The 14,775-nt window shown below is 70.4% G+C and carries 13 protein-coding genes; 3 read left to right on the top strand and 10 right to left on the bottom strand.

Annotation, left to right across the window (positions count from 1 at the left end; genetic code table 11):
• The first annotated feature begins 107 nt into the window (after positions 1–107).
• From GQF42_RS28720 to GQF42_RS28705, 3 genes are all read left to right on the top strand, one after another.
• Positions 108–2,477 (top strand): ribonucleoside-diphosphate reductase subunit alpha, encoded by a 2,370-nt coding sequence (locus GQF42_RS28720; RefSeq protein WP_158924593.1) that lies wholly within the window; start codon positions 108–110, stop codon positions 2,475–2,477.
• Positions 2,477–3,496, top strand: coding sequence for a ribonucleotide-diphosphate reductase subunit beta (locus tag GQF42_RS28715; protein ID WP_158924591.1), 1,020 nt, complete (start codon positions 2,477–2,479; stop codon positions 3,494–3,496). The genes GQF42_RS28720 and GQF42_RS28715 overlap by 1 nt, the downstream gene beginning before the upstream one ends.
• Before the next feature lie 247 nt (positions 3,497–3,743).
• Positions 3,744–4,706 carry a GlxA family transcriptional regulator gene (locus tag GQF42_RS28705; protein ID WP_158924588.1) on the top strand — a complete coding sequence of 321 codons (963 nt, stop codon included), beginning with the start codon at positions 3,744–3,746 and terminating at the stop codon, positions 4,704–4,706.
• A 32-nt stretch (positions 4,707–4,738) separates the two neighbouring features.
• On the opposite strand, the gene GQF42_RS28700 is transcribed toward GQF42_RS28705, so the two are convergent.
• From GQF42_RS28700 to GQF42_RS28655, 10 genes are all read right to left on the bottom strand, one after another.
• Positions 4,739–6,109, bottom strand: a complete 1,371-nt coding sequence (locus tag GQF42_RS28700; RefSeq protein ID WP_158924586.1) for a bifunctional albaflavenone monooxygenase/terpene synthase — start codon at positions 6,107–6,109, stop codon at positions 4,739–4,741.
• Positions 6,106–7,191, bottom strand: a complete 1,086-nt coding sequence (gene cyc1 / locus GQF42_RS28695) for an epi-isozizaene synthase (protein ID WP_158930706.1) — start codon at positions 7,189–7,191, stop codon at positions 6,106–6,108. The genes GQF42_RS28700 and cyc1 overlap by 4 nt, the downstream gene beginning before the upstream one ends.
• A 291-nt stretch (positions 7,192–7,482) precedes the next feature.
• Positions 7,483–8,133 (bottom strand): peptide deformylase, encoded by a 651-nt coding sequence (def, locus tag GQF42_RS28690; RefSeq protein ID WP_158924584.1) that lies wholly within the window; start codon positions 8,131–8,133, stop codon positions 7,483–7,485.
• Positions 8,134–8,220: 87 nt separating this feature from the next.
• Positions 8,221–9,201 (bottom strand): hypothetical protein, encoded by a 981-nt coding sequence (locus GQF42_RS28685; RefSeq protein ID WP_158924582.1) that lies wholly within the window; start codon positions 9,199–9,201, stop codon positions 8,221–8,223.
• A 100-nt stretch (positions 9,202–9,301) separates the two neighbouring features.
• Positions 9,302–10,594, bottom strand: a complete 1,293-nt coding sequence (locus GQF42_RS28680) for an HD-GYP domain-containing protein (protein WP_158924580.1) — start codon at positions 10,592–10,594, stop codon at positions 9,302–9,304.
• Entirely contained in the window at positions 10,591–11,895 is a 1,305-nt protein-coding gene (locus tag GQF42_RS28675) for an HD-GYP domain-containing protein (RefSeq protein WP_158924578.1), read from the bottom strand. Before GQF42_RS28675 ends, GQF42_RS28680 begins: the two co-directional genes overlap by 4 nt.
• Positions 11,896–12,033: 138 nt before the next feature.
• Positions 12,034–12,336 (bottom strand): mycothiol system anti-sigma-R factor, encoded by a 303-nt coding sequence (gene rsrA / locus GQF42_RS28670; protein ID WP_158924576.1) that lies wholly within the window; start codon positions 12,334–12,336, stop codon positions 12,034–12,036.
• Positions 12,333–13,028 (bottom strand): RNA polymerase sigma factor SigR, encoded by a 696-nt coding sequence (gene sigR, locus GQF42_RS28665; protein WP_199272837.1) that lies wholly within the window; start codon positions 13,026–13,028, stop codon positions 12,333–12,335. The genes rsrA and sigR overlap by 4 nt, the downstream gene beginning before the upstream one ends.
• Positions 13,029–13,284: 256 nt before the next feature.
• A complete protein-coding gene (locus GQF42_RS28660) occupies positions 13,285–13,911 on the bottom strand; it encodes an alpha/beta hydrolase family protein (RefSeq protein ID WP_158924572.1) in 627 nt (208 codons plus the stop codon).
• 1 nt (position 13,912) lies between these two features.
• Positions 13,913–14,728, bottom strand: coding sequence for an SOS response-associated peptidase (locus tag GQF42_RS28655; protein ID WP_158924570.1), 816 nt, complete (start codon positions 14,726–14,728; stop codon positions 13,913–13,915).
• Positions 14,729–14,775 lie beyond the last annotated feature (47 nt).

Raw genomic sequence — 14,775 nt, 5'->3', positions numbered from 1 at the left:
CCGACGTCCGGGCCTCGTGGAATGGGCCGGTGGACGCCACGCGTGTGCGCTCGTGGCTGCCCCCTGCCCTCCGCAAGGCCCCCGTGCCGAGCGAGGGAGAGCCCCACGTGACCATCGCGCCAGCAGATCCGGCTTCAGCCAGCGGCCTGGACACCGACGGTCCCGGTACCGCGTTGCTGCGGACCCTGACCGAGCTGACCGCCGACCTCCCCGACGCCGACCCCGGCCGGGTCGCCGCCGCCGCGCTGCGCGGCCGGTCCGCCCGGGCCGACGAGGCGGAGTTGCGCGAACTGGCCACCGAGGCCGCCGCCGGGCTCATCTCCGAGGACCCCGCCTACTCGCGGCTGGCCGCCCGGCTACTGACCCTCTCCATCCGCGCCGAGGCCGGCTCGCAGGGCGTGACGTCCTTCACCGAGTCCGTGGCCGTCGGTCACCGCGAGGGCCTGATCGCCGACCGCACCGCGGAGTTCGCGCGGCTGCACGCGGCCCGCCTCGACGCCCTGATCGACACCGGCGCCGACGACCGCTTCGGCTACTTCGGCCTGCGCACCCTGCACAGCCGCTATCTGCTGCGGCACCCGATCACCCGCAAGGTGATCGAGACTCCGCAGCACTTCATGCTCCGGGTGGCCGCCGGACTCGCCGAGGACGACACCGCACGCTCCGTCGACGAAGTCGCCGCGCTCTACCGGCTCATGAGCCGCCTCGACTACCTGCCGTCCTCCCCCACGCTCTTCAACTCCGGTACGCGGCACCCGCAGATGTCGTCCTGCTACCTGCTCGACTCCCCGCTGGACGAGCTGGACTCCATCTACGACCGCTACCACCAGGTTGCCCGGCTCTCCAAGCACGCGGGCGGCATCGGGCTGTCGTACTCCCGTATCCGCAGCCGCGGTTCGCTGATCCGGGGCACCAACGGGCACTCCAACGGCATCGTCCCGTTCCTCAAGACGCTGGACGCCTCGGTGGCCGCCGTGAACCAGGGCGGCCGGCGCAAGGGTGCCGCGGCCGTCTACCTGGAGACCTGGCACTCCGACATCGAGGAGTTCCTGGAGCTGCGGGACAACACCGGTGAGGACGCCCGCCGTACGCACAACCTGAACCTCGCGCACTGGATCCCGGACGAGTTCATGCGCCGGGTGAACGCGGACGCCGAGTGGTCGCTGTTCTCCCCGGCCGACGTGCCGGAGCTGGTGGACCTGTGGGGCGAGGAGTTCGACGCCGCCTACCGCAAGGCCGAGCAGGCGGGCCTGGCGAAGAAGACCATCCCGGCCCGCGAGCTGTACGGCCGCATGATGCGCACCCTCGCGCAGACCGGCAACGGCTGGATGACCTTCAAGGACGCGGCCAACCGCACCGCCAACCAGACGGCCCTGCCCGGTCACGTGGTCCACTCCTCCAACCTCTGCACGGAGATCCTGGAGGTCACGGACGACGGCGAGACGGCGGTCTGCAACCTGGGATCCGTGAACCTGGGTGCCTTCGTCGACGCGGCGCGCGGCGACATCGACTGGGAGCGGCTGGACGAGACCGTCCGCACGGCCGTGACCTTCCTCGACCGGGTCGTGGACATCAACTTCTACCCGACCGAGCAGGCGGGCCGCTCCAATGCCAGGTGGCGTCCGGTCGGCCTCGGGGCGATGGGTCTGCAGGACGTCTTCTTCAAGCTGCGTCTGCCCTTCGACTCCGCCGAGGCCAGGGCCCTGTCGACGCGGATCGCCGAGCGGATCATGCTTGCCGCGTACGAGGCCTCCACCGACCTCGCCGAGCGCAGCGGCCCGCTGCCGGCCTGGGAGAAGACCCGTACGGCCCAGGGCGTGCTGCACCCGGACCACTACGACACCGAGCTGACCTGGCCCGAGCGCTGGGACGCGCTCCGCAGGCGCGTCGCGTCCGTCGGCATGCGCAACTCGCTGCTGCTCGCCATCGCCCCGACGGCGACCATCGCCTCCATCGCGGGCGTGTACGAGTGCATCGAGCCGCAGGTGTCGAACCTGTTCAAGCGCGAGACGCTGTCCGGTGAGTTCCTGCAGGTCAACTCGTACCTGGTGCAGGACCTGAAGAACCTCGGCGTGTGGGACGCGCGCACCCGTGAGGCGCTGCGCGACTCCAACGGCTCGGTGCAGGGTTTCGTGTGGATCCCCGAGGAGGTGCGGGCGCTGTACCGCACGGCGTGGGAGATCCCGCAGCGCGGCCTGATCGACATGGCCGCGGCCCGCACCCCGTTCCTGGACCAGGCGCAGTCCCTGAACCTGTTCCTGGAGACGCCGACCATCGGCAAGCTCTCCTCGATGTACGCGTACGCCTGGAAGTCGGGCCTGAAGACGACGTACTACCTGCGCTCCCGCCCGGCGACGCGGATCGCCCGCGCGGCCCAGGCGCAGAGCACCGCCGGCATCCCCGTCCAGCAGGCCGCCGACCCCGACGCCGTCGCCTGCTCCCTGGAAAACCCCGAGTCCTGCGAGGCCTGCCAGTAATGAGCACCACCACCCGTAACGCCAACCTGCTCGACCCGGGCTTCGAGCTGACTCTGCGCCCCATGCGCTACCCGGACTTCTACGAGCGCTACCGGGACGCGATCAAGAACACCTGGACCGTCGAGGAGGTCGACCTCCACTCGGACGTCGCCGACCTCGCGAAGCTGACGCCCGAGGAGCAGCACCTCATCGGCCGGCTGGTCGCCTTCTTCGCGACGGGTGACTCGATCGTCGCGAACAACCTGGTGCTGACGCTGTACAAGCACATCAACTCCCCCGAGGCGCGGCTGTACCTGAGCCGTCAGCTCTTCGAGGAGGCCGTGCACGTCCAGTTCTACCTGACGCTGCTGGACACCTACCTCCCCGACCCGGAGGACCGGGCGGCGGCCTTCGCGGCGGTGGAGAACATCCCGTCCATCCGCGAGAAGGCCGAGTTCTGCTTCAAGTGGATCGACTCGGTGGACAAGATCGACCGGCTGGAGACGAAGGCCGACCGCCGCCGCTTCCTGCTCAACCTGATCTGCTTCGCCGCGTGCATCGAGGGCCTGTTCTTCTACGGCGCCTTCGCGTACGTCTACTGGTTCCGCAGCCGGGGTCTGCTGCACGGCCTCGCCACCGGCACCAACTGGGTGTTCCGCGACGAGACCATGCACATGTCGTTCGCCTTCGACGTGGTCGACACCGTCCGCAAGGAGGAGCCGGATCTCTTCGACGACGAGCTGCAGCAGGAGGTCGTCGACATGCTGAAGGAGGCCGTCGAGGCCGAGCTGCAGTTCGCCCGCGACCTGTGCGGTGACGGCCTGCCGGGCATGAACACCGAGTCGATGCGCCAGTACCTGGAGTGCGTTGCGGACCAGCGCCTCACGCGCCTCGGCTTCGCCCCGGTGTACGGCTCGGAGAACCCGTTCTCCTTCATGGAGCTGCAGGGCGTTCAGGAGCTGACGAACTTCTTCGAGCGCCGTCCGTCGGCGTACCAGGTCGCGGTCGAGGGCACCGTCGACCTGGACGAGGACTTCTGATCCTGCTCTCTTCCCGCTCTCTTCCCGGCCTCCCTGAGCTGTCGGTCGATGCGCCGTTCGCGCACGGCACCGACGGCGGAGGGGAGGACGAGGAGGAGCAGGATTCCGAGGGTGAGCACCATGCCGATGAGGCCTTGGATCTGGTTTCCGTTCATGACACCACTGTCGCGCCCGACACTGCTGACCGGCAGTGGCAGGACTGCCGGACACCCTCGAAATACTGCCACTGACGAGGCACACTGGCAGCATGCTGAAGAACGTGGCCGCCGTATTGCTCGAGGGGGTGCATCCCTTCGAACTGGGCGTCGTGTGCGAGGTCTTCGGCATCGACCGCCGGGACGAGGGGCTGCCGGTCTACGACTTCGCCGTGGTCTCGGCCGAGGGGCCGACGCTCGGCACCCGCTGCGGGTTCACCGTGTCCACGCCCTACGGGCTGGAGCGGCTGGAGGAGGCCGACCTCATCGCCGTACCGGCCGGTGACTCCTACGTCGAACGGGACTATCCCGAGGAGCTGCTGGACGCCCTGCGGCGGGCCGTCGGGCGGGGCGCGCGGGTGCTGAGCGTCTGCTCAGGGGTGTTCCTGCTGGCCGCCGCGGGGCTGCTGGAGGACCGGCGGTGCGCGGTGCACTGGCATCACGCCGAGCAGCTGGCCCGGCGCTATCCGCGGATAGCCGTCGAGCCGGATGTGCTGTACGTCGACGAGGATCCGGTGATCACGTCCGCCGGTACGGCCGCCGGGATCGACGCCTGCCTGCACATCGTGCGCAAGGAGCAGGGCCCGGAGGTCGCCAACAAGATCGCCCGGCGGATGGTGGTACCGCCGCACCGGGACGGCGGGCAGGCACAGTACATCGAGCGGCCGCTGCCCAGAGGCTCGTGCGACACCGTCGGCGAGGTGCTGGTGTGGATGGAGGAGCACCTCGAGGCGGAGGTGACCGTCGAGCAGCTCGCCGCCCGCGCGCACATGTCGCCACGCACCTTCGCCCGCCGCTTCCAGCAGGAGACCGGGACCACGCCGTACCGCTGGATTCTGCGCCAACGGGTGCTGCGCGCCCAGGCGTTGCTGGAGGGGACCGACGAGACCGTGGACGCGATCGCCTGGCGCACCGGGTTCGGTACGGCGGCGGCGCTGCGGCATCAGTTCGTCCGGGCGCTCGGCACCACCCCGAACGCCTACCGGCGCACGTTCCGCGGCCCCCACGCCGCGTGAGCGCACGCCGGTATCAGGTGTGGCCCCCTGGGTCACCAGGGCATCGGTCGCAGCAGCAGGTCGTGCGGGCGCAGCGTGATGCCCACCCGGGTGCTGTCGTTGGACCCGGTGACCTGCTCGAAGCGGTACTTCGCCGAGATCGCCGCGGTGATCAGGGTCAGCTGGGTCATGGAGAAGTGGTCGCTGGGGCACTTGCGGTTGCCCGTGCTGAAGGGGCTCATGGCGTGCTTGGGCACCTGCTTGGCCCGCTCCGGAAGCCACCGGTCGGGGTCGAAGTCGAGGTTGCGGTCGTAGGAGCGGGCGTCGCGCTGGATGGCGTACGGGCTGTAGACGATGTCCGCCCCGGCCGGAATGCGATAGCCGCCGAGTGAGGTTTCGGTCACCGCGCGCCGCGTCAATATCCATACGGCCGGCCTGAGCCGCATGGCCTCGACGACGACATTGTTGGTGTGGGTGAGTGCGCGGACGTGCTCGAATGCGACGGGTCGACCACCGGTCACGGATTCGACCTCGGTCCGTACCTTCTCCGCGTGTTCCGGGTGCGCGGCAAGGACTTGGAGCAGCCACATGATCGTGGAGGCCACCGTTTCGCTGCCCGGGGTGACTATCGCGACGACCTGATCGTGGATCTCCTGTTCCCCGATGGGGTCGCCATTGTCGTCCTTCGCTTCCAGCAATGCCGTCAGCAAATCGTCCGGCTTTTGACCAGATGCCCTCCGCTCGGCCACGATCTCGTCGACCAGGAGATGCAAATCGGCCAGGGCCCGGTTGAATTCGCGGTTGGCCGGAAACGGCAGTCGGTACAGCGGTCCGAGCGGGACGACCATCCGGCGGTACATGCCGCGGAAGACCGTGGCGAGGTCCGCGCTCAACCGCTCGGCACGCTCGTCCATGTACTCGCCGCGCAGCAGGCAGCGGGCGGCGATGCGCACGGCGACCCGGAAGGACTCCGAGGTGCAGTCGACGGTCTCACCGGGTTTCCAGCGCTCGGTGAGCCGATGCGCCTCCTCCTCCATGATCGGCCCGTAGCCGGGGATGGCGTCGAGCCGGAACGCGGGCTGTATGGTGCGTCGCTGGCGGCGGTGCCGGGGACCGTTGGCGGTGGCCACGCCCTCCTTGCCGAGCAGCCCCTCGAGGGACTCCCACAGCGGGCCGTCGATCTTGAAGTCGGGGCTGAGCGCGAGCGCACCGGTGAGCGCCGGCGTGGTGACGGCGTACACCGTCTTGGGGCCCAGTTTCAGGCGTACGACGTCACCGTGGTTCCGCAGGCCCGACATGAAGGCGAGCGGGTCGCGGACGAGCTTCAGGCCGTGCCCGAGGACCGGCACGGCACCGCCGGCCAGCGGCGGCTCGCGCAGCTCGGCCGCCTCGGTGGTCACGGGCTCCACAGAGTCGAGGGTCATTTCTCACCTACCGCTTCGTTGGTGACGTACGGGGGCGTGGACTGGTCGTCCCAGCTGTCGACCATGTACCGGCCGGACTCGTGGTGGAACCAGTAGACGGAGCTGAACCAGTTCCGCATATTGCCGACGCTGTCTCGCACCGCAGTGCTCAGTTCCTTTCCCCGGATGCTTCCGTCGGCAATTGCGTCGGCGAATTGCAGGGCTTCCTGCTCGGCCTCGATGAAGTCTCGGATGCACTCCTCCACACGCCGCCTCACTTCGTCGACGGCTTCTTCGAGAGTCAGTCCCTCGTGGCTGATGAGGCAGATGCCGAGATTGTGGACCTCATCGCCCGCTATTTCTTTCGGCAGCGAGCACAGATCGTTGTACCAGGCGGCGAATTCCTGGGTGAGCAGTGCGGCCCGGCGAAAGGCCGGGTTCTTCCGCACGGCGTCCGGGAGTTCGCATCCGGCGCTCACCTCGAGCAGATCCGTCCATATCCAGTGGGCGAAGGTGTGCCGACGCAGGGCGAGATATTCCTCGACGCCCGGCACATATCCCTCGGTTCGATTGCGGAATTCCCGGTCGTAGGCCTCGATCACGGTATGGAAGTGCCGGGAGAACCGCTGGTTCCAGGTGCGCGGCAGGAAGCCGTACAGCCGCAGCACACTGTCCGCGAACCCCGCGACCAAGGGGTCCGGATGGTGCAGATGGTGCCTGGGTGCGTCGAGGGCCGCGTGCAGGCGGTAGCGCAGCCGCCGCCAGTCGCCCACCCGGCCGTGCACGATGTCGCGATCATGGCGGTCGTCCCAGACGAAGAACCATGCGCTGTAGTCGGCGATGGCTTGCAGGACCTCGTCGGCGGCGTTCACGTAGAAGCCCGCCATCAGGTCGGTGTAGCACAGTCCGTCGGCATATTCCTGCACCTTGCCCGCCGGCATGAGCCGCTTTTCCAGCAGCCAGAGCCGTGTCTTCTCCTGGAGCTGCGGCCAATACGGATGCAGTTGCCGGGGAAAGGCGGACTCGATCACCGGGAGTGCCAGTGAGGGTGGTACTACGACCGCCGTCGGTGTCGCTGTGGTGCTGTGTGGGAAAGCTTGCACGAACAAACCCCTCTCAGCCGCCAGGAGCGCACACCCCTCCTGTTGTGCCGGGCGTGCGCCGTTGCGTATCCCCGCCGCTCCATTCAGCACCACAACTGACCGTCATGGGAACGGATTTGCTCCACTCACTACCCCAAGGTGCCGAGAATCCCCCCTTGCGTGACCGGTTAGGGATCACTAGGGGGCCGGACGGGATCAGTTGTACGACGCACGGATGAGCGAAGCCCGGCCATACGAAGGACGCCCGACCGGGAGTGATCCCGGCCGGGCGTCCCAACGGCTCGATGGGGCCTAGTCGTTGGCGATCACCGGATAACGTGGCTCGTTCTCGGCCATCTGGCGCAGCGCGTCCTTGCGGTCCCGCTTGGACAGCCGGTCGATGTACAGGTAGCCGTAGAGGTGGTCGGTCTCGTGCTGCAAACAGCGCGCGAAGTAGCCGGTGCCACGGACCTTGATCGGGTTGCCCCGCTCGTCCTGGCCGGTCACCTCGGCATAGTCGGGACGCGCGAGCGGCGCGTAGGCGCCGGGCACGGACAGGCAGCCCTCGTTGCTGTCGTCCAGCCGGCGCCTGTCGGCCGCCAGCTCGACCAGCTTGGGGTTGCACACCACACCGGTGTGCCGGACACCGTCGTCGTCCGGGCAGTCGTAGACGAAGACCTTCAGGTCGACACCGATCTGGTTGGCGGCCAGGCCCACGCCCTCGGCGGTGCGCTGGCTCGCGAACATGTCCGCGACCAGCTGCTGCAGCTCGTCGCCGAACTCGGTGACGTCCCTGCACTCCTTGTGCAGCACCGGGTTGCCGACGACCGTGATCGGCCGCGAGGCCCCGCGCTCCCGCCAGGCCTTCTCGCGCTCCTCGCAGTCCTCCGTGTCGACGACATAGCCCTCGTCGTCGACGGGGAGCACGCCCGCGTGCTGCTGATCGGTGTCCTGCTGCGCCATGACCGACGTACGCCTTCCTGCAACCTTGGAAAAGTCCCGAGCGAAAAAGTCTCGAGTACAGACTAAAGGTGGCTGGTCATCGGCGGCTCAGCAAACCTCTTCGAGATCCCGCCAGTCCCTGGAGTCCGGGCTGTCCGCGATCCACCCGTCCAGCAGCCCCCGCACGAGGGAGGCCGGCGCCGCGACCCCGCACTCCCGCTCCGGCACCCACAGCTGCCCGTCCGTCCGGTGGCCCAGCGGGCCGGGGTGACCGGGCTCGCTGTGGTCGTGCGGATCCAGATGCACGCCCTCGCCCTCGTCGGAGGGCATCCGGGACTCCGAGCACATCCGGCACAGCAGCCGCACCGAGGAGGACCAGTCCTCCGCGGCGAACCCGGCGTCGGCGGCCAGCTGCTCCAGCGCGTCCCGGTCCGCCTCCGTGGCCGCCTCCAGCAGGACCACCCAGGTCGGCACGGGCGAGGGCGCCCACAGCTCGATCTCGTCGAAGACCGGGTAGGCATGGCCGGCGGACGTCGTGCGCTCGCCGTGCGGGACGCCGTCGTGCAGCACGACCTCGCCCCAGCGTCGTCCGGAGGAGGGAAGCGGGATGGACAGCACCTCGATCCGCGCCGGGTCCAGCCTGCGGCCCCACACGACCTCGGCCTCGCCCTCCGGCGAGAGCCGCACGGCCGCGCTGCCCAGCTCCATGCCGGCCGGTTCCCCGGCCGTGGTGGCACCGCCGGGCACCTTCAGGCCGTACGCCTGCCAGGCGCGGCGTGCCAGCGGCCAGTCCTGCAGGGCGGTGGCGGCGATGCCGACGTTCCACCAGTCGGGCGTTCCGGTCTCCCGGTCCAGCAGGGCGACGGCGCGCAGTCCGGCCGCGCGGGCCTGCTCCCAGTCGTGCCGGAACTTGTGCAGCAGGGCAAGGTTGAACCACGACTCCGACAGCCAGGGTTCCAGGTCGGCGGCCCGCGTCAGCAGCTCGCCCGCGTCCTCGTAGCGGCCGTCTCCGATGAGCGTGAACGCTCGGTCGGTGGCCTGCCGCCAGGAGGCGGAGGGCCGGTGCCGTCCCTTGCCGAAGATCCTCACGATTCCCGCCTGCCAGTTCCAGTTCCGCACAGTGGGCTGGCTTGTGCCCCCGGACACCCTCTCCCTCGCATCCAACCACGTACGGTGGGAAAGGCGCTCATTACCCATGGGTTACCCAGCCGAGGGTGGGGTCAGACAGTGCCGTATGTCTCCCGTCCCCTTGCGCCGGCGCGGTCCGGCACCAGCCACGCGGCTGGGCCAGCACCCGGGCGAGTGACTCGACCACCTCCGGTGCGTAGTCCCCGGCGGCGGTGAGCCGCAGCTCCTCCAGTGCCCGCAAGGGGCCTTCGGGGCCGGCGTCCCGGGTCTTCTCCTCATAGGCGTTCACGGCCCGGACGATCCGCGCGGCCAGGGGCTGTTCCCGGCACGGGTCGGCCTGCCGCTCGACCACGACGGCGACGGCCGCGTCCACCCCGGTCTGCCGGACCACGGCTCCGCCGAGCAGCGCGATCCGGCGCTGCTGCGCCGGCGGCAGCCCGGCCGTGGCACCGGCCGGGACCGGGTCGACGAGGCTGAGCTGGCCGATGTCGTGCATGAGGGCCGCGTACTCCAGAACGGTCAGTTCGCCTCCGGCCAGCCCGAGATCGCGGCCGACGGCGAGGCTGAGCGCGGCGACCCGGCGGGCGTGGCCCGTGGGGGTGCAGCCGGCAATCTCGGTGGCGCGGGCGAGGGAGGCGATGGTCTGCCGGTAGGTGGCGCGGACGGCGGCGTACCGCCGCACGGACAGCTGGGTGAGCAGCAGGGGCAGACAGAACACGGGCAGCGCCCACAGGCCGACGACGGCGACCGCGAGCGCCATCACCGCGCCGGTCGCGCCGACGGCGGAGCCGATCCCGAGCAGTCCGCGCAGTTCCTCGCGCAGCAGCGGGGCGAACGGCCAGTGGGTGCGGCAGTGGGCGAGGGCGGCGGCCAGGACCGCGTCGCACAGGCCGGTGAGGCCGAGCAGGGCGATGAGGAGCAGGGCGTAGGCGGGGCCGTTCCAGGAGGCGAACAGGCGCTGGTTGTACAGGGGTTGGAAGCAGACGGCGGCGAATCCGACGGTGAGGACGCGGCGGGCGAGGTGGTCGAGGGTGGGGGTGCGACCGGACCAGATGTGCGGGACGGCACCGAGCACGGAGGCGACGAGGACGACGGTGACGACCTGGTCGGCGTGATGTCCGGTGGGCCGTCCGGCGTCGTCGCCGAGCAGGGCGTACGCCAGCGAGCCCGCGGCGGCCAGCGGCGCGGCCCGGCCCGCCTCGGCGTCGCTCCACCGGGTCAGCTCACCGACGGCTATGAGCACCCCGAAGGCGAGCGCGACGCCCCGGCCCGTGAGTCCGGTGCCGAGAGTGGCGGCGAGGGATCCGGCCGCGGTGAGGGCGGCGGCGCCGTGGATCAGCCGCAGGGCGGTCACCGGGGTGTCCCGGTGCCGGCCGCCCGCTGCCGGGGTGCCGTCTCGTGCGCCGGTTCGTCGGCGGTGACCGTGGGATGCCAGCCCTGACGGCGCAGGGCCCGGGCCAGCGCCTCGACCATCCGGGGGTCGAACTGCGTACCGGCGCAGCGCTCCAGCTCGGCGACAGCCGTCTCGACGGGCCGGGCCCGGCGGTAGGAGCGGGTGGAGGTCATCGCGTCGAAGGCGTCCGCGACGGCGACGACCCGGGCGCACTCGGGGATCCCGGAGCCGGCGAGGCCGTAGGGGTAGCCGCTGCCGTCGAGGCGTTCGTGGTGGTGCAGGATCGCGGCGCGGGCCTCGCCGAGGAAGGAGATCCCGCGGACCATCTCATGGCCGTACTCGGGATGCAGTTCGATGATCCGGCGCTCCTCGGGAGTCAGCGGCCCCTCCTTGCGCAGCAGCCGGGTGGGGACGCCGAGTTTGCCGACGTCGTGCAGGATGCCGGCGAAGCGCAGCACCTCCACGCGGTCGTCGTCCATGCCGAGTTCGCGCGCGATCAGCACGGAGGCCTGGCCGACGCGTTCGCTGTGGCCGCGGGTGTAGCCGTCCTTGATGTCGACGGCCTGTACGAGGGCCCGGATGGTGGCCTGGTGGGCGGCGCGTTCGCGGTGGTACTGGGCGAAGATCCACCAGGAGACCCACATCGGCAGCAGTACGAGCAGCGCGGCGACCGGGCCGTACGGGCTGCGCCACAGCACGGCCATCATCAGCCCGGCGAGTCCGTGCACGGCGACCGGCGCGAGCGAGCGGGACAGCAGCCCGCGCCAGGCCCGGCGCAGGGGTACGCGTTCGGCGAAGGCGAGGATGCCGCCGTCGAGGACGGTGAGGATCAGGCAGAAGGCGAGGACGGCCGCGCCTGCGGGCAGCAGGGCGTAGGGGAAGTCGGAGCCGACGACGGCGTCCCGGCCGCCGAGCGTCCAGTGCACCTTGGCGGCGCCCCACACGGCGAGCGCGGGCCGCGCGGCCCGCCACAGCCGCCGCAGCAGGGCGGGCCGGTGCTCGACCGGGCAGAGCAGGGCGGCGGGCAGCGGAACGAGCGCGGCAGCCGGCGCGGGCAGCAGGAACGCCGCGGCGAGCAGAACGGGGTGGAAGGTGGAGCCGAAGCGACGCCGTACGGCGTACTCGCAGGCGGCGTAGAGCGCGGTGAGCAGGCCCAGCGCCCACCACGGGGTGCGTACCGTCGGCAGCGGCAGCAGGCAGAGCAGCGCCAGCACCGCGACGGCGGCCACATAGCCGCGCGCTCTCGCCGGAACCGCCTCCATCGCGCCCCTCCCCGACCGTGGACCGTGCCTGTCCAGGCTCGGAGCCTAGGGCGGGAACGGCGGGGCAGGGGGCTTATGACCTGAGGATTAGCACGTTCGGGTGATGACCGGGGCGGTCCGCGCTCCGGGAGCGGGCGCTCAGCCGTCCTGGGCCGTGGCGGTGACGTCGTGTTCCGGCACGGCCTGCCCGGAGCGGATCAGGTCGATCCGCCCCATGACCTTGGCGCGCAGGTCCGCGGGCACGTCGTCGTGCCCGCAGCACCGCTTGACCAGCTTCTTCACGGCCTGCTCCAGGCCGTACTTCTCCAGGCACGGAGAGCACTCCTCGAAGTGGTGCTGGAACTTGTCGCGATCGACGTCCGGCATCTCGCTGTCGAGGAACTCGTACAGATGGTCGAGGACCTCACTGCAGTCCGTCTCGTGCGACTCTCCGCAGCTCATGAGCCCGAGCCTTTCGCTTCGTCCGACTCCCCGGCGCCCGCCGGTACCAGCCCGCGGTCACGGGCATAGTCCTCCAGCATGCCGCGCAGTTGACGGCGGCCCCGGTGCAGCCGGGACATCACCGTACCGATGGGTGTCCCCATGATGTCCGCGATCTCCTTGTACGCAAAGCCCTCTACGTCCGCGAGATAGACGGCGATGCGGAACTCCTCGGGGATCGCCTGCAGCGCTTCCTTCACATCCGAGTCGGGCAGGTGGTCGAGCGCCTGCGACTCGGCGGAGCGCAGACCCGTCGACATGTGCGACTCGGCGCGGGCGAGCTGCCAGTCCTCGATCTCCTCCGCGGCGGAGCGCTGCGGCTCGCGCTGCTTCTTGCGGTAGGAGTTGATGAACGTGTTGGTGAGGATCCGGTACAGCCACGCCTTGAGGTTGGTGCCCTCACGGAACTGGTGGAAGGACGCGTACGCCTTGGCATACGTCTCCTGCACCAGGTCCTCGGCGTCGGCCGGGTTGCGCGTCATGCGCAGCGCGGCCGAGTACATCTGGTCGAGGTATTCGAGCGCGTCCCGCTCGAAGCGCGCACTGCGCTCCGTGCTGGACTCGGAGGCCGCCTCCGCGCCCACGCCCCGGCCCTCGGGCTGCTCCGCCTGGCCGTTGTCGGTCCCTGCGTCGGTACCGGTGACCGCACCCACCTCCTCAAGATCCCGGGCAGGACCGAGACCGGTCCCACTCGATTCGGAGGATAGAACACGACCGGTGCCTGCCGCCGCTCGAATAGGTGCCGTCTTGGCCGCCTGCAGCACCGTCCAGTCCAGGTCAGTACTGCTGCTGCGGGCCGGGCAGATGGTCGAACCCATGCGGCGGACTTCCTTCCCTACGACGTCGGTGCCGAGGCCTCAGCACTTCTGTCCGCCACAACAGTGGTGTGTCACGCAACATTCCCGGCCGTCACCCGAGTGACGCGGCCCACTTCACGACACCGTCGGTGATGATCTCCAGGGCCCGCTCCTGGGTGATCTCCGCGCGCTTGGGCACCGCGAACCCGTGATCGCCGTACGGCACCTCGATCAGTTCGTACGAGCCCCTGGGGAACTCGGCCGGCCGGCCGAAGGGGTCGTTGCCGCCCTGGACGACGAGTGTGGGCACCCCGGTCCCGAGCAGCTCCTCGGCGCGGGACTTCTCCGGCTTGCCCGGCGGGTGCAGCGGGAAGCTCAGCGCGAGCACGGCGTGCGCGCCCAGCTCGGTGGCGGTACGGCAGGCGACCCGGGCACCGGCGCTGCGGCCGCCGGAGATCACCGGCAGCTCCATCCCGGCCAGCGCGGGCCAGATCCCGCGCCATCCGGTGTCCAGCGTCCTGGGGGCGGGCGCGACCTTCCGGCCCGCGACCCGCCAGGGCTGCTCGACCAGGGCGACGGTGACGCCGTGCGCGGGCAGGGCTGCCGCGAGCGCCATCAGGTCGCGGGCCTCGATGCCGCCTCCCGCGCCATGGCTCACGGCAAGGACGAGTGCGGGCCTCTTCGCCTTGTGCCAGGTGATGCGTGCGGTCCCGGCGTCGGTCTCGACAATCTCGATCACGCTAGAAGAGTGTGCCCTCTTCCGGCGCCTCAAGCTCCTTCAGCAGCTCCGCGCCGTTGTTGCGGACGTTGCTGACGGCCGTGGAGACCGGGTAGGCGCGCAGCAGACCGGGCGGGGGCGGGGCGAGCAGGTCGCGCAGGGCGTCGGGGTCGGTGCGGGCCGGGTCGAGCCAGGCGTCCCAGCGGTCCGGGGTGAGCATCAGCGGCATCCGGGGGTGGATCTCGGCGAGCGTGCCCGGGCCCTGGGCGGGGGCCACGGCCAGCGGGGTCCGCTCGGCCTCCGTGGTGATCACCGAGCAGGTGGCCCACCAGGCCTGCGGGTGGTCGTCGGGCAGGGTGCGGTCGCGCCAGAACTCGTACAGCCCGGCCATCGCGAACACCGAGCCGTCGGCGGGCAGCACGAAGTACGGCTGTTTGCGGGGCCGCTTCTTCTTGCCCTCGACCTCCAGATCCCGTTCCTGCGTCCCGGTGACCCACTCGTAGTAGCCGTCGGCGGGCAGGATGCAGCGCCGGGCGGCGAAGGCGCGCCGGTAGGACGGCTTCTCGTGCACGGTCTCCGCGCGCGCGTTGATCATCCGGGCGCCACCCTCGGGCGTCTTGGCCCAGGACGGCACCAGTCCCCACTTGAGCTTGCGCAGCTGGCGAACCGGACGCGGGGAGTCCGCGTCTTTCAGGGGACGGTCGAGGACGGCGTAGACCTCTTTGGTCGGCGCCACGTTGTAGTCGGGCTCCAGAGTCTCCTCGGGATCCCACTTCTCGACCTCGAAGACTCCTGCGAGATCCTCGGGCCTACGACTCGATGCATACCGTCCGCACATACGTGCCACACTGCCAGGCCCACCCGTCACCCGACCACCACCCCACG

It is taken from the genome of Streptomyces broussonetiae (genome assembly GCF_009796285.1).
In the GTDB taxonomy this organism is placed as follows: domain Bacteria; phylum Actinomycetota; class Actinomycetes; order Streptomycetales; family Streptomycetaceae; genus Streptomyces; species Streptomyces broussonetiae.
Note: the sequence above shows the minus strand (reverse complement) of the source record. Positions and strands in the feature narration are given on the sequence as shown.